Origin of the sequence: Nocardia sp. NPDC058497 (genome assembly GCF_042720195.1) — a bacterium.
Classification (GTDB): Bacteria; Actinomycetota; Actinomycetes; order Mycobacteriales; family Mycobacteriaceae; genus Nocardia.
On record NZ_JBHXMY010000081.1, the window covers coordinates 1 to 15,416 of the forward strand.

12 protein-coding genes are annotated in these 15,416 nt (G+C 70.5%); 6 read left to right on the plus strand and 6 right to left on the minus strand.

The window, feature by feature from the left end:
• Nucleotides 1-1,141 precede the first annotated feature (1,141 nt).
• The gene (locus ACFWPJ_RS08650) at nucleotides 1,142-1,567 is read right to left on the minus strand and encodes a hypothetical protein (protein ID WP_378848915.1); all 426 of its coding nucleotides are present in this window, start codon (nucleotides 1,565-1,567) and stop codon (nucleotides 1,142-1,144) included.
• 168 nt (nucleotides 1,568-1,735) lie between these two features.
• Here ACFWPJ_RS08650 and ACFWPJ_RS08655 point away from each other — a divergent pair, with 168 nt between their 5' ends.
• On the plus strand, nucleotides 1,736-2,392 hold the full coding sequence (locus ACFWPJ_RS08655) for a hypothetical protein (RefSeq protein ID WP_378848917.1): 657 nt from the start codon (nucleotides 1,736-1,738) through the stop codon (nucleotides 2,390-2,392).
• 122 nt (nucleotides 2,393-2,514) lie between these two features.
• On the opposite strand, the gene ACFWPJ_RS08660 is transcribed toward ACFWPJ_RS08655, so the two are convergent.
• Genes ACFWPJ_RS08660 through ACFWPJ_RS08670 form a run of 3 tightly spaced genes read right to left on the minus strand, consistent with a single transcriptional unit; the run spans nucleotide 2,515 to nucleotide 6,085 of the window.
• Nucleotides 2,515-5,007 carry an FtsX-like permease family protein gene (locus ACFWPJ_RS08660; protein ID WP_378848919.1) on the minus strand — a complete coding sequence of 831 codons (2,493 nt, stop codon included), beginning with the start codon at nucleotides 5,005-5,007 and terminating at the stop codon, nucleotides 2,515-2,517.
• A complete protein-coding gene (locus ACFWPJ_RS08665) occupies nucleotides 5,004-5,726 on the minus strand; it encodes an ABC transporter ATP-binding protein (protein ID WP_378848921.1) in 723 nt (240 codons plus the stop codon). Before ACFWPJ_RS08665 ends, ACFWPJ_RS08660 begins: the two co-directional genes overlap by 4 nt.
• A gap of 35 nt (nucleotides 5,727-5,761) precedes the next feature.
• Entirely contained in the window at nucleotides 5,762-6,085 is a 324-nt protein-coding gene (locus tag ACFWPJ_RS08670; RefSeq protein WP_378848923.1) for a hypothetical protein, read from the minus strand.
• A 156-nt stretch (nucleotides 6,086-6,241) separates the two neighbouring features.
• On the opposite strand from ACFWPJ_RS08670, the gene ACFWPJ_RS08675 reads away from it, so the two are divergent.
• From ACFWPJ_RS08675 to ACFWPJ_RS08685, 3 genes are all read left to right on the plus strand, one after another.
• The gene (locus tag ACFWPJ_RS08675; RefSeq protein ID WP_378848925.1) at nucleotides 6,242-7,567 is read left to right on the plus strand and encodes a sensor histidine kinase; all 1,326 of its coding nucleotides are present in this window, start codon (nucleotides 6,242-6,244) and stop codon (nucleotides 7,565-7,567) included.
• Nucleotides 7,564-8,253, plus strand: a complete 690-nt coding sequence (locus ACFWPJ_RS08680) for a response regulator (RefSeq protein WP_378848927.1) — start codon at nucleotides 7,564-7,566, stop codon at nucleotides 8,251-8,253. Before ACFWPJ_RS08675 ends, ACFWPJ_RS08680 begins: the two co-directional genes overlap by 4 nt.
• Before the next feature lie 100 nt (nucleotides 8,254-8,353).
• On the plus strand, nucleotides 8,354-12,121 hold the full coding sequence (locus tag ACFWPJ_RS08685; protein WP_378848928.1) for a protein kinase: 3,768 nt from the start codon (nucleotides 8,354-8,356) through the stop codon (nucleotides 12,119-12,121).
• 48 nt (nucleotides 12,122-12,169) lie between these two features.
• On the opposite strand, the gene ACFWPJ_RS08690 is transcribed toward ACFWPJ_RS08685, so the two are convergent.
• Nucleotides 12,170-12,664: an NADPH-dependent FMN reductase gene (locus ACFWPJ_RS08690; RefSeq protein WP_378848930.1), complete on the minus strand. Its 495-nt coding sequence runs from the start codon at nucleotides 12,662-12,664 to the stop codon at nucleotides 12,170-12,172.
• A 5-nt stretch (nucleotides 12,665-12,669) separates the two neighbouring features.
• A complete protein-coding gene (locus tag ACFWPJ_RS08695) occupies nucleotides 12,670-13,110 on the minus strand; it encodes a hypothetical protein (protein ID WP_378848931.1) in 441 nt (146 codons plus the stop codon).
• A gap of 664 nt (nucleotides 13,111-13,774) precedes the next feature.
• Between ACFWPJ_RS08695 and ACFWPJ_RS08700 the strand changes: the two genes are divergently transcribed.
• Nucleotides 13,775-15,010 carry an FUSC family protein gene (locus tag ACFWPJ_RS08700; RefSeq protein WP_378848935.1) on the plus strand — a complete coding sequence of 412 codons (1,236 nt, stop codon included), beginning with the start codon at nucleotides 13,775-13,777 and terminating at the stop codon, nucleotides 15,008-15,010.
• A gap of 41 nt (nucleotides 15,011-15,051) precedes the next feature.
• On the plus strand, nucleotides 15,052-15,378 hold the full coding sequence (locus ACFWPJ_RS08705) for a hypothetical protein (RefSeq protein ID WP_378848933.1): 327 nt from the start codon (nucleotides 15,052-15,054) through the stop codon (nucleotides 15,376-15,378).
• The last annotated feature ends 38 nt before the right edge of the window (nucleotides 15,379-15,416 follow it).

The window sequence follows — 15,416 nt, forward strand, 5'->3', positions numbered from 1 at the left end:
CGGGCCCATCGCCGCCCAGCACGCCCCAGCTGCACCACCGTTCGTTCCCCAGCCGTCTGCCCACTCAGCGCCACCTGCCTATCCGGCGCCGCCCGCCCAGTCAGCGCCACCTGCCCAACCAGCACCACATGTTCACCCGGCGCCGCCCGCCCAAGCAGGGTCGCCCGCCCAGACGGGTCTGCAGCCATCCCTCGGCCAGCAGTCACCGATGGGTCAGGAGCTGAGCGCTCAGCCGCAGCTGTCCCCGCAGCTGGATGCGCCGGCGCCGGTCCCGCGGCAGCCCTACGCGGGGGCTTCGACCCAGCAACCACCGGGTGCACCGGCGCCAACCTCGCGGCAGCCCCATGTGGGGCCTGTGACCCAGCAGTCACCGAGTGCACCGGCGCCGACCTCGCGGCCGCCCCACGCGGGGCCTGCGTCTCAGCAACAACCTGGTGCGCAGCAGACGATGGGGCAGCAGCCTCCAGTGCAGTCGGGGGCGGTGGTAGCGCCGGGCGACGCTCAGCGGTCCGCCGTGGATGTCGACCCCCGCTCGGGGCCCGCTGTCGGCGGTGACGTCGTGTCAAGCTCGGACTCCAGGGAGGCTCAAGCACCGCCTGAGTTCGGCAGCGTCGCAAGGAATCCCGCGGGCGACATCGATACAGCGAATCGGCCCGGCGATGGCCCCGACGTATCCGATTCGGCAGCAACCGATGTCGTGCCGATCGCGGAATCCGGACGCTTGGATGCGGCGAACGCGAGTGCCCCAACGGACGTGACGCCGATCGCGGCACCAACCGGTGCTGACAACTCGGCCCAATCATGCAGCGCTGCTGCTGATTCCGGACTCGTCGGCGCTGCGCCGGATTCCGCCTCAGTTGCCACAACAGGTCCTGGTTCGGAGGGAACCGCCGCGGGATCGACGGGCGCTGCGCCTCCAGCGGGTTCGGCCGGCGCCGCGGCGGTGTCCGGTTCGGCTGCGGTCGGGACAGGATCCGCCGCGGCGGTGGGCGCGACGAACTCCAGTTCGGCCGGCGTAGCGAGGGGATCGGGTTCGGCTGAGAACACGAGAGAACCCGGCTCGGCGCGGGCCGCGATGGAATCCGGTTCTGGCAGTGTCGCTGGGGGTTTCGCGGAGGCCGCAGGAGGTCCGCGGGAGGGATCAGGCAGCAGTACCGGCGAGGTGGCGTCCGGGGATGGGACGGTCGGTGTGCCTGATTCGGCGGACAAGCCGTTCGAGATGGGTGGTGTCGATGCGCCGGCCGCCGCGTCCGTAGGCGACGCAGGCGATGCCACGCCGGCGGACGACGGAAGTCGCCCCGGTGACCTGCTGGACCTGGGAGACGAACCGGGGGCCGGGGCGTCGAGCGCGGGGAATGGACACGCACCTGGTGATCCGGGGCGAGCGCCCGGAGACCCGGGAACGGTGCAGCCAGGAACGGTGCAGCCAGGAACGGTACAGCCAGGAACGGTGCAGCCGGGAATGGTGCAGCCAGGAACGGTGCAGCCGGGAGGGGTGCAGCCGGGGTCGGCCTCCGGGGCCGCGCAGGGTGCGGTGCCTGCCGGTGTGCCGGTGCATGGCGGGCACGCGGCGGAGTCGGTGCGGTCGGTGACGCCGGGAGCGTCCGCTGGACCGGGTGTCCCGCCGCAGGGTGCTGTGCCTGCTGGTCCGCCGATGGCGCCGCAGGGGATGGGGCGGGGGCCGTGGGTCGATCCGCGGCGGCCTGCGCCGCGACGGATGTCCAGGCTGCATCGGGTGGGGTGGTTGTTGCTGGTGGCGCTCGTCGGGGCGCTGGTGGCTCTGCTGGTGGCCTTGGTGGTTGTCGTGTTGCCCGATGGGGACGACGGCGACGAAGCCGCCGGTGTGGCGCCCAAGGCGCCGTCGAGTTCGGTGACGGCGGTGGGGGATTCGTTCGCGGCGAGTCGGCGGGTGTTTCCCACGCTGGTTCCGCAGGGAGAGGTGGCGGAGGGGCAGGGGTATCGGGGTGCGCGGTGTGCCGCGGTGCGTGGGGTGAGTGAGCTGGAGTGGAAAGAGCCGGCGCTCCAGTGGAATCCGATCAGAGCGGGCTGGCAGTGCGAGCGAACCGACAACAATGCCGGGTCCGTGAGCTATCTGGTGCTGGAGTATGCGACTGCGGCGCAGGCACGTTCGGTGGTCGAGGCGATGCCCGCGGCGGTGAAGTACCCGGGTGACAAGGACGGGGTGCCGTTCTCGTTGCGCCGCTGGGTGGTTCCCGACCCCGCCAGTACCCGCATGCACACCGCGCACCAGGTCATCAGCTTCCCCGGCGACTCGGCCCGCGCGAACTATGTGATCGCCGTCAGCCGCCGGGGGAGCAGCGGCGCGGGCGGAGCGCCACGCCCCTCCGCCCAGGACGAAGTGATCGCCTGGTGGGAGGAAGTGCCACTGTGACGCAGCTGGGACAGCGAAAAGTACACTGCCTCAGCATCACTCGGTAAGAAGCTCGCACCGCAACATGTGATGGTTACCGTCGCAGCGTCGGCGAACCCGCGCGGACGCTGCGACGGCTGACTTCAGTCGACCGCCAGCGCCGCCACGATCGGCATCCGCGCCGCGCGGAAGGCGGGCGGGATCGAACCGAGCAGGGCCAGACCCAGGGCGACCGCACCGTAGACCACCAGCAGCGGACTCGGCTGGTAGACGATGTCGATGGTCATCGCGTGCCCGATCGCCACGACGCCCAGGTATTGCACCGCCGCACCGATCACGAGACCGATTGCCGCGCCGATGAATCCGATGCCCGCCGCCTCGGCGAGTACCGAGCGCAGCAGGAACTTGCGGTTGGTGCCCATGGCGCGCAGCACGCCCAGTTCCCTGCGCCGCTCCAGCACCGACAGCATCAGCGTGTTGAGCAGCGCCGCCGTCGCCACCAGGACGACGATCCACAGGATCATGTTGCTCATCGCCGCACCCTGCTGCACGCTCGACGAGATCGCCTGCACCATGGCGGCGCCGGTGTCGACATGGATTTCCTGCGGCACCGCGGCGCGCACGGCGGCGCGCACCGCCTCCGGGTCGGCACCGGGCGCGAACTGCACCGACAGGATGGTCTCGCCGGGCCGCTGATACCACTCGCGCATCTGATCCAGATTCATCATCACCACGCCGGACACCGCGGTGAAATACGGAATCACCTGCAGCACAGGCACAGTGCGCTCGCCCGACGGGGTGGGCATGGTGAGCTCGTCGCCCACCGCGAGGTGCATCGAGCGCGCCACATCCCTGGTCACGACGACACCTTCACCGCGCCCCATCCGTTCGATCACGGCCTTGTCGACCGCGCCGAGCCGGGTCTCGTCGGTGCGAGCCGGATAGCCCTGCAGCATCACCCGCCCGCTGCCGACGGTCGCGAAGGCCATCTGCGCGGGACCCACGTGCGCGACTCCGGGCACCGCGGCGACCCGCTCGGCCAGGTCCGGCGGTAGCACCGGTCCGGTCGGGAACTGTTCCACCGGACTGGCACTCACATACAGATCGGCATCGCCGAGACTCTCGAACGACTCGGTCGCGGAGTCGACCATGTTGCCCGAGGCCCCACCGAGCGCGACGACGGCCGCGACGCCGATCATCACCGTCATCGCCGTCGCCCAGACGCGGCGTGGCGCCCGTTCCAGGGTCGTCGCGCCGAGTGCGCCCGGCGCGCCGAACCAGCGGGCGATCCCGGCGGCGCCGCGCACGATCGGCCTGGTCGCGGCGAAGCACAGCAGCACGGCCGCCGCGAACGACGCCGAGATCGAGGCGAGCGATCCCCGCCCGAGATCGAGGAACGCCAGCGTGACGGCCGCTGCGGCGAGGCCGATGCCACCGGCGAGCGCCGACCAGCGCAGGACGGCACTGTCGGCGGCCGAGTGACCGGCCTCCACCGGCGCGAGCGCCTCGACCGGTGCGACCTTGTACACCTGCCGCGCCGCGATCGCCGCCGCCAGCACGGTAGCCACCACACAGGCCGCGATCGCCACGGGCACAGCGTAATCCGGCACCATGAACTCGGTCCGCGCCTCCACCGACTGCACGATCGCCGCGGGCAGGCGCCCGATCGCGGCCCGGCCCATCACCGCACCGATCGCCGACCCGATGACACCGCCGATCAGGCCGAGCAACGCCGCTTCGACCAGCAGATCGCGCACCATCGGACCACGCTGTCCGCCGATCGCGCGCAGCAGCGACAGCGTCGGCCTGCGCTGGGTCACCGCCATGCTCATCGCGTTGTAGATCAGGAACGCCGACACCATCAGCGCCGCCGCCGAGGACATCAGCGTGGAATAGCGCATGATCTGGATGGCCCCGCCCGCCTGCGCGGTCCGCAGACTGGGTTCGGCGACCACCGCCCGCCCGTCGACGACGGTGGTCAGCGCGGCCCGCAGGGCGGTCACGTCGGTGCCGGGGGTGGGCAGGATCTGCACCGAGTCCAGCTTGTCGACGCGGTCGGTGAGCAGCTGGGCCAGCGGCAGCGGCGCGGCGACCAGGTGACCGCCGTTGAGCCGATTGGTCGCCTCGTCGTCGAGGACGCCCGCGACGGTCGCGGTGCCCCACCCGATGGGGATGCTGTCGCCGACCTCGTAGCCCATCGCCGCGCCGACCAGCACGCCCTTCGGTGTAGTGAGCAGCTTGGTGGTGTGCTGCGACATCGGTCCGGTCAGGTCGCTGCCGAGCGCGGCGATATTCGCGTCGGCGCCGATCAGCATGGCCCGGTCGGGGCCGGCGCCGAGGGTGCTGCGCAGCATCGGAACCGCCTTGGCGACACCGGGTGTCGCGGCGATCTGGGTCAGCAGCGACTGTTCGAAACCGGCGTCGGTGATGCCGGTGATCTCGAGGACGGCGTCGCCCGCCAGGCCCTGGGTGAGCCGGTCGACCGACCCCGTGACCGATCCGGAGATGCTCAGCACGGCGACCAGCAGCGCGGCCGAGACGGCCATCACCGCCGTCGACATGATCGTGCGGCCGGGATGGCGGATCAGTTCGCCGATGTTGAACAGCCGCAACCGATCCCACATGGCCGCGATCATGCGTCCACCCGCTCCGCCACGATGTCGTCGGCGTCGATGCGGCCGTCGTGCAGCGCGATCACCCGGTCGCAGTGGGCGACCGCGCCCATGTCGTGGGTCACCATCACCACCGAATTCCCCTGTGCGGTGATGTCTCCCAGCAGAGCCAGGATCGACGCACCGGTCTTGGAGTCGAGGTTGCCGGTGGGTTCGTCGGCCAGGATCAGCGGCGGATCCATGATCAGCGCGCGTGCCACCGCGACGCGTTGCATCTGCCCGCCGGACAGTTCCGCGGGCCGGTGCTGCGACCGGTCACCGAGGCCGACCAGGTCGAGCAGTTCCAGCGCCCGCGGCTTGGCTTTGCGTAGTCCGGTGCCGTCCAGCAGTTTCGGCACCGCCACGTTCTCCCACGCCGACAGGGTGGGCAGCAGGTTGAAGAACTGGAAGACGAAACCGACCTGCTGCAAACGAAATGCGGCCTGAGCGTCCTCGTCGAGATCGCCGATCTCCGTGCCGCGGAAGCGAATCGAGCCCTCGTCGGGCCGGTCCAGTGCGCCGAGCAGGTGCAGCAGGGTGCTCTTGCCCGAGCCGGAAGGACCGATGATCGAGGTGAACTGGCCCGCCTCGATCCGCATGCTCACCTCGTCGAGCGCGCGTACCTGCTGTTCGCCGACGCGGTACTGCTTGACCACCCGCGCCAGCTCCAGCATCGGCGGTTGCGGCGAATCAATGTCCGGCATGTCATGTCCCCCAAGGGTTTTTGGTTGGCAGGATGTCAGCGAGCAAAGGCGCGAGTACGGGTAGTCTGCACGGTCGCCGCTCGCGCGTCGAGAACTGCGCGCAGCGCGGGCTGCTCGGCGGCCAGTTCCAGATACGCTTCGACGGTCGTGTGTCCTTCTATCTCGGCTTGCTCGAGTTTGGCGCGCAAATGATTGTTCCAGCGGTAGAACAGGGCTTGCAGCAGTCCGTCGACCCCGCCGAAGAGCCGGTCGATCCCGGGGAGGCCGGCGAACAGGCCGGGGTCGTTCGGGTCGATCGCTGCCCTGGCGAGCACGGTCTGCACGATAGCAGTGCGCTGATGCTGATCGGTCCAGGTCATGGGCTTCACCTTCCGTGAGCGATGATCCAAACGCTACGGACGCGCGTCACCCGAATCGTCGTGCCGGGGACCCGACTTCTTCTCCTACCCGGGTAGGAGAAGGACACCGTTCGCGGGACGATGACGGGTCGTGGGCACGGCGGCTAGCCTTACCCCATGGAGGTGAGTCACGCCATCCCCGCGAGTATGGCGGGCCGGACGAGCCGCTGGCGGCGGCTCGCCGACCGGCCGCGGGCGGGGATGCGGCGACTGCTCGGTACCTGCCGCGAGCGCATCGAGTCGTTGCCCTACGACTACCCGCCGGCGGTGATCATCGGCGCCGATCTGGCCCTGCTGGTGATCACCGGCGCGGCCGTGATCCAGCGGCATTCCTACTTCCCGAGTCCGCTGCCCCTGGTGGCGATGGCCGCCGCCTTTCTGCCGATTCCGCTGTTCGCGATCTTCGGGGTGAAGCCGCACCCGGTGCTGTTGAAGGGGTCGGCGCTGCTGTCGTGCGCATTGTTCCTGCTGCAGCCGGTCAGCGCCGATTTCGCACCGTTCGTGCTGGTGATCGTCGCCGGTGAGGTGGCCGCGATCGCCTCACGCGGGCTCACCATCGGGTTCGCGCTGCTCGCCATCCTCGAGCTGGTCGCCTTCGACCTCGCAGGCCACGTGCAGTGGGGCGATGCGGGTCAGCGATTGCAGGGGCTGCCGATGTATGTCCTCGGCATCGTGCTCGGCGTGTTCGTGGGGGTGATGCTGCAGTACCAGCGCCGGTTCCTCTATCAGGAGCGCGAGAACCAGGTGATCCGGGCCGGTCAGGCCGCCGATGAGGAACGGCGCCGGATCGCGCGCGAGGTGCACGACGTCATCGCGCACTCGCTGTCGATCACCCTGCTGCACCTGACCGCGGCCCGGCGCGCGCTGCAGACCGACGACGACGTCACCGAGGCGGTGGAGGCGCTCGTCGACGCCGAACGCCTCGGCAGACAGGCGATGGCCGACATCCGCCGCACCGTCGGCATGCTCGACACCAGCCCCGCCGTGCTGGCGCCCGAGCCGAGCGCCGCCGATATCGACGAACTCGTCGGCGACTTCCGGCGCGCCGGGCTCATCGTCGACTACGCCCGCACCGGCGACCTGACCGTCGTCGAGGGCACCGTCGGGCACGCGCTGTACCGGATCGGGCAGGAATCGCTGGCCAATGTCGCCAAGCACTCGCCCGGCAACGCGGCGACGGTGCGGCTCGCTGTCAGCACCGAGGCGGCCACGCTGGTGGTGACCAATCCGCTGCCGCTCGGCCCGCCCCCGCGCCACGACGCCGGCATGGGCTTGCGCGGCATGCGCAAGCGCACCGAACTGCTCGGCGGGTCGATCACCGCGGGCGCCGCCGGCGACGGATGGACCGTGCGGGCGAGGTTCCCGCTCAAATCCTCCGCCTGCTCGACGATCACGGCCATGCTGCCCGGCATGCTCAGAACCAAACCCCAGGAGGACATGTGACGGCCGCCGCGCCGATCGAGAACCCGGTGTCGGTGCTCGTCGTGGACGATCAGGAACTCGTCCGCGGCGGCCTGCGCCGGATCCTGCGCCGCCGCGACGGCTTCACCGTCAGTGAATGCGCGGACGGTGACGAGGTGGTGGCCGCCGTCGCCGCCGACCGTCCCGACGTGGTCCTGATGGACCTGCGGATGAAGCGGGTGGGCGGTATCGATGCGACACGGTTGCTGCGCGCTCGCCCCGACGCTCCGCCGGTCCTCGTCCTCACCACCTTCGACGACGATCAGTTGCTCTCGGGTGCGCTGCGCGCCGGCGCGGCGGGGTTCCTGCTCAAGGACTCGCCCGCCGAGGACCTGATCCGCGCGGTGCGCACGGTGGCCGCGGGCGGCGCCTGGCTCGACCCGTCGGTGACCGGGCGGGTGCTCACCGCCTACCGGACCGTCAAACCGGCCGGGACCCGCACCGACAGCAGGCTCGGCGATCTCACCGCACGCGAGTGCGAAGTGCTCGAATTGATCGGCCGAGGCCGGGTCAACAGCGAGATCGCCGCCGAACTCGGTATCTCGGAAGTCACCGTGAAAAGCCACGTAGGGCATATATTCGGCAAGCTGGACCTGCGTGATCGAGCCGCCGCGATCGTGTTCGCGTTTGACCACGGCGTGGTGGCACCGGGAGAATCCTCCTTCTGACGAGCAGGTCTTCGGGCATGCGAGAAGTGGGAGGCGGACGCTGGTGCAGGCACCTGGGTCACGGACGGGGAGCAGGTTCGGTCCGTACGAGTTGCGGTCGATGCTGGGCAAAGGCGGGATGGGCGAGGTCTACGAGGCCTACGACACCGGCAAGGACCGAGTGGTCGCCCTGAAGTTGCTGGCGGAGGAACTCGCGCAGGACCCGGCCTATCAGGTCCGGTTCCGCCGGGAGTCCCAGGCTGCGGCCAAGCTCGCCGAACCGCATGTCATCCCGATCCACGACTGGGGCGTGATCGACGGGGTGCTGTTCATCGACATGCGCCTGGTCCCCGGCACCGATCTGCGCAACGTACTGCATGCCGGTGGGCCGATGAGCCCCGATCGCGCGGTCGCGGTGGTCGAGCAGATCGCCGCCGCGCTCGACGCCGCACACGCGGGCGGGCTGGTGCATCGCGACGTGAAGCCGGCCAACATCCTGGTGACGCCCGCCGACTTCGCCTACCTCGCCGATTTCGGCATCGCCCACACCGAGGGCGACAGCGCGGTGACCCAGGCAGGCATGGCCATGGGCTCCTACATCTACATGGCGCCGGAACGCTTCGACGTCGGCCCGATCTCGCACCGCGCCGACGTCTACTCGCTGGCCTGTGTCCTGCACGAATGCCTCACCGGCGCCTCGCCGTTCCCCGCGGCCAGCATGAGCGTGCTGATCCGCGCGCACCTCTCGGAGACCCCGCCGCGCCCCAGCGAGATCCTGCCCGGCCTGCCCGCGACCCTCGACGAGGTCATCGCGCGCGGCATGGCCAAGGATCCCGCCGACCGGTACGCGAGCGCGGGTGCGCTCGCGGTGGCGGCCAGGGAAGCACGGGCCGCGGCGATGCAGGGTGGTGCGCCGATGCGGGCGCCCGGGTATCCGCAGCCCGGTGGGCACGGTCCCGCTGGCCCCTTCGGCCCCGCGGGTGCCGGTGCCGGGGCGGCTGGTGCCGTATTCGGTGCCGCAGGCGCGGCGGCCGGAGCTGGTGCGGCATCCGGTTCCGCGGGCGCGGCGTTCGGTCCTGCGACCGGAGCCCGTCAGATGCCATCCGGTCCGGTGCCGGGACGTGACACGCCCGGCGGCTTCGCGACAGGTGCCGCAGCCCAGAATGTGCCGCCAGGCGCGACGACTGGTGGGCGCAGTGTGCCTGGTGGCGCGCCTACTGGTGCCACGACCGGTGGCCGGAATGTTCCTGGTGGAACGCCTGTGGGTGCGCCTGGTGGACGCAACACCCCCGGCGGCGCCTCTGCGGGTGCGACGACCGGTGGCCGCAATGTGCCTAGTGGTGCGCCCGCTGGTGCCACGACGGGCGGCCGCGACGTTCCTGGTGGAGCGCCTGCGGGTGCGACGACCGGTGGCCGTTCTGTTCCTGGTGTGCCCGGGGAGGACGCGGCGGAGCCCGCGCCGACGCCGACCGGTGAGTTCCGTGTCGTCGGTGCGGTGACCGCGACCGGCGGCATCGAGACCTCACGCAGCCAGACGAGCGCGACCGGCGCCCAGCCGACGCTGATCATCCGCCCGCCTGCCGCCGCGCCCGGCCCGGCCGAGACCACCGGTTTCCACCGCGTCCCGGTCGAGGGCACCGGCGAGATCTCCATCCCCGCGGTGATCCAGCCGACCGGCCCCGCCGAGATCCGCGCCGCCGACACCCATTTCACCCCCCTCCCGCCCGCGGACGCCACGGCCGCCCCCGTCGCACCCGAACCCCCGCCGGCCTACACCCCGGACCAGGGCCTCCCGAAGATGCGCCCGTTCCCCGACGCCCACCTCTACGACGGCCCCCACCCCGGCGAAACCTCCGCCCCGGTCCCGACCTCACCTTTCCCCGCACCCACCGGCTTCGCCCCGCCTTCCGACACAGGCAGACAAGCCCCACCGCGCCTCGACGCACCGTCGGGCCCGGTCCCGCAATCCGCCGCCCCCACCCGTCAGTACAGCGGCCCAATCCCGAACCCCGACTCCCGATTCGACTCTCCTGCCGAACGATTCGACGACGATCACGCAAACTCTGGCGCCCGATTCAGCGCTCCGTCAGGGCAGCAGCCGGACGATGACAACCCGGCTGCACGTTTCGCCGCGCCGACCCAGCAGTTCGGCGGCGGAATCCCGGATCACGATTCCCGATTCGGTTCTGCGGCAGACCGATTCGATGACGGTCCCGCGGACCTTTTCGCCCCGCCGACGGGGCAGGCCGGCGGCCGTCCGGCATCGTTCGGCGACCCGCAGCGATTCGACGGTGCGAATCCGGATTCCCGATTCGGTTCTGCGGCAGATCAATTCGATGACGGTCCCGCGGACCTTTTCACCCCGCCGACGGGGCAGCCCAGCGGCCGTCCGGCCCCGACCGGCGACCCGCAAGGCTTCGACGGTGCGAACCCGGATGCCCGATTCGGCTCTCCGGCAGGGAAGTTCGCCGATGAGTCGGCGAGCCCCGTCCCGCGGTTCGCTCCGACGCACAAGTTCGACGCCGACCCCGCCCGGCTGGATAGCCGATCGGGTTCACCGGCAGATCGATTCGACGAGGGTCCCTCCGACCTGTTCGCACCGCCAACCGAGCAGTACGGCGGCACGGTGCCGACCGGCGACCCACAGCGCTTCGACGATGCGAACCGGGGTGCTCGATTCGGTTCTCCGGCAGGGGAGTTCGATGACGAGTCGGCGCACCCGCGGTTCGCTCCGACACAGAAGTTCGACAGCGACGCCGCTGGACCGGACAGCCGATTCGGTGCTCCGGCAGACCGATTCGACGACGGTCCCGCCGACCTGTTCACGCCGCCGACCGAGCAATACAGCGGACGCCCGGCGCCGGCCGACGACCCGCAGCGATTCGCGGCGACGCGGCACTTCGGTGCGCCTGAGGGCGAGTTCGGGCCGCCCACCGAGCAGTACGACCCGGCGGCTGTCGATGCGCAGCGGTCGGCAGCGACACAGCACTTCGGTGGTGAGGGCGAATTCGCGCCTGCGACTGAGCACTACGACCCGGTGGGTATCGATGCCCAGCGGTCGGCGCCGACTCAGCACTACCAGGGCACGCCGCCCGGAGCCGATCGATTCGCCGCGTCGACGGAGCAATACGACGACCTGGATCCGCAACGGGCACAGGCGACTCGGCAGTACCGGGGTGGCGCCGCGCAGTTCCCCGCGCATCAGGCCCCGTCGGACGATCCGGCGCGGGCGGCCGCGACCAGGCAGTACACCGGCCCCGCCCAGGACGCCTATGCGCAGCAGTACGACGATCCGAACAGTGCCTACGGCGACCACGCCTACCGTGACCCGGCCTATGGGGACGACCCGTACGATCCCGGCTACGCCCCGGAACCGTCTTGGCAGCAACAGGATTCGCGTCGCGAGCGCTCGATAGTGCTGCCGGTTCTCGTCGGCGTCCTCGCCGTCGTGGTGCTCGCGATCGGCGGCGCGATCGGCTGGCGCCTGATGTCGGCCGCGGACTCGGCGCAGACCACGAGCGCCGCGCCGAGCTCGGCCGCCCCGATCGGCGGTGCCGGTGGCGCGGTAGCCACCACGGCCCCCCGCGCGACCACCGCGGCCCCGACCACCTCGGCGGGCCCGGTCACTCTGCCCGCCGGCGCGCAACCCTGTGAATCCGGCAGCGCCAGTGGCGCTTTCGGCAAGGCGGCGGTGGGCAGCACGGTCACCAGCTGCGGCTTCGCGGAAGCGGTCCGAGCCGCCTACGCGAGCGGCGGCTCGGGCACCGGCCCCCGGTCGGTGGTGGCGGCGAGCCCGGTCACCGGTCGCACCTACACGATGAACTGCGTGCCGGAGGGCAAGCTCGTCACCTGCACCGGTGGCGAGAACGCGGTGGTGTACGTCTACTGACACGAACCGGCCGCGGCTTCGAACGAGACCGCGGCCGGGACTTCGGTCTCAGCCCGCGGACGCCACCGCCACCACGGTGTCACCCAGCCGGGTGATCGTGGCCGGATCGCTCCACGAGCCGGTGATCGAGACGCCGTCGGCCACCACGTCGGCGCCCGCCTTGCGCAACCGATCCGCCATGTTCTGGTTGACGACCTCACCGGGACCGGCCGTGATCACCGCGACGGGCTTGCCCTCGAGTCCCGACCCGGCATGCGCCAGCCAGGCGATCACATTCCCGGCCAGCGGCGACACCTCCATGCCCTCGTCGGCGAACAGCAGCACACCGTCGGCTTCCAGCGTCGAGCGGCGCAACTGGTTGGCGATCAACGGCCGCCCGTCCTCGGTGTCGAGGTCGGCGCTGTAGGCGGGCAGCGTGTCGAGTTCGGCCAGCGTCACCACGTCGACGTTGTTGCGCACCGCGACCCGCTGCGCCTCGCCCGCCAGTTGCGCCGCCAAGGAACCCTCGTCGGACTCGGCGACCAGTGCGAGGAGATACGACATCGGCGCTACCTCGCCTGCCGGAGGATCTTCTGGGCCGCGGCCTCGATCGCCGCGTCGTCGGCGGCACCGAGATCGATCGCCCCGACCCCGGCGACCCGATCGGCCAGCGCGTGGTTCTTCTCCTTCAACCGCAGCAGGAAATCCTCGGCGACATCGGACTTTCCGGTGCCGTGCCCGAGGACGACGAACGTCTGCGTGCCGATCTCCTCGATCAGCGCGACAGCGAGATCGTCGAAGTACCGCAGATACACCTGATGATCGTCGTGCCCGGTGTGCCGCTCGACCGTGCGCAGATGCCGGGCGACCGGATCATGTTTGCGCACATTGTGTTCGGTGTCGCTGACCCCGGTCGTGTCGGGATCGAAGGGCAGGATCCGGGCGGTCTCGCTGTCCATCGCGACGACGAACAGCGTCCCTGCCACGGTATTTCGTGTATTCGCGTTCACAAGGCTCTCCTCGGCGGTTCAACTCGACGGTGTGGACAGTGACTTTCACGCTCTTCATCAAGGGCTGATCGCTCTCGATACTGAAATCGCCGATCGCGCACAGCACATTCATCTCCGGCATGTACCCGGCCGCACAGCCCGGCGGAATGTCGTAGGGGACAACCTTGTACCGGTGCAGCGAGCGGGTCGACCCGTCGCGGGCGGTGCTGGTGATGTCGACGTCGTCGAACTCCTTCAGCCCCCAGGGCTTGACCTTCGGCGCCGCCTCGCGATCCCCGTTGCCGCTCGGGCCGTTGTCCGGGTCGTACGGGGTGAACGGACCGTCAGCCATGACATGTTCCCTTCGACGAGAGTGCGAAGCCTGTCGGTGCCCGCTTGGGATTCTCTACCGCCGAGGTCACGGAGCGGCGTAGGCCCGGTTCCGGCCCACCGACAGCGTGTCGCGGGAGACCGTTCGAGTCTGCGCCCGCTCGTCCCGCCGCGTCCAAGACCGACTTCCGTGCACCCGACAGGTCCCGCTTATCACGCCGGCTACGGTGCCGAAAATCACCTCCCACCTGCGTCGAGATGGTTTGACGCGCCCCTCGGCGGTCGTGGACGATGGTCCATCGGCCCAGGGGACATCGCCCCGTGACCGACCTTCGGAGGAACCACGTTGCGCACCATGTCGACCCTGGCGCGCCCGCCGATACGACGGTTCGTCACCGACATCGATCACCTGCCCGCCGCCAGGGTGTTCGTCGGCCTGGCGATCCCCGGCCTCGTGCTGATCGCCGCGGGCCGCACCGACCTGCTCATCTACGCGGTGTTCGGTTCCTTCACCGGCATGTACGGCTTCGCCGAGTCGCCACGGCAGCGGTTGATCCACCAGAGCGAGGCCGCGGTGATGCTGGTCGGCGCCGTCGGCGCGGGCATCCTGCTCGCCCGCCTGCACGCCTCGCCCGCCGTGCTGGTCTCGGCGGTGGCCGCCTTCGCCGCGGTCGCCTCGCCGATCACCGACCGGCTCGGGTTGCGGCCGGAGGGCCCGTTCTTCGGGATCTTCGCGTTCGGGGCGATCGCGATGGTGGCCGGTACCCAGCCCGATCCGCTCCTGGCGCTGGTGATCTGCGCGTGCACCGCGGTGCTGTGCGTCGCGGTCGGCTGGTTCGAGTCGACCAGCCGGGAGCGCCGGGCAGGCGCGTGTGTCCTCCGGACGACGATCCCGCCGCATCGGACCGGCCGGGTCTCGTTCGTCCAGGCGGGCCGCTACGCGCTGGCGGTCTCGATCTCCGGCGGCATCGGGCTGCTGCTCGGCGTCGGCCACGCCAACTGGGCGATGGCGGGCGCCGCGGTGCCGCTGGCCGCCGCGACCTCCCGCGACCGGATCACCCGCGGCCTGCACCGGGTCGTCGGCACCTTCATCGGTCTCGCGGTCACCGCGCCGCTGCTGATCCCCGGCCCGAGCCCGGAGATGCTGGCGCTGGCGATCATCGCGCTGCTCTACCCGACCGAGTTGTTCATGGCCCGCCACTACGCGGTCGCGCTCGGGTTCTTCACCCCGCTGATCATGGCCATGACCGAACTGGCCGAGCCGACCGATCCGCTCACCATGCTCACCGACCGCGCGGTCGACACGGTGATCGGTGTCGCGGTGGGCATCGCTGTCGCGCTGCTGATCCGCGAACCGGCCGCAGACTCGGTGCCGACCTTCGAGACGCCGGTATGCGAAGCGTTGCATACTGGCGGCATGGCTGATGACAACCAGTGGTACTACTGCATCAAGCACCATAAGGCCGAGCAGGGCAAGACCTGCTGGTACGGCGACCGGATGGGCCCCTACCCCGACCAGGCCACCGCAGAGCAGGCACTCGAGATCGCTCGGGCACGCAACAAGGCCGCCGACGACGCCGAGGACGACTGACCGCGGGGGCGCATCCTGCTCGAGCACGCGCGCACCGGACGGTGGGCCTGCATCGTGCCGCGACCCTGGGTGTCGACTCTGGGACCCACCGCAAAGTCCGCGTGTTCGACCTGCTCGACCCCGTCGTCACCGCGCACATCGCGCTGGTCACCACGGCCGCCGAACCCGCCTCGGTGCTCACCACCGCGCTCACCGGCACCGCGCGCGATACCGACTTCGCCACCGTCGATCGAATGCGGCTTCGACCCGGCAACCGTTCGGTACTGTGCAAGCCGTCGCGCTGCGGCACCTGCCTGGTGTCGTACGCTTTCGGGACGGTCATTCTCACGACGACGATCAACCTCGTCGCCGGCTTCGCGACCGGTTAGGCGAGGACACGTGATGAGCAGAGTCACCGCTCGGCGCA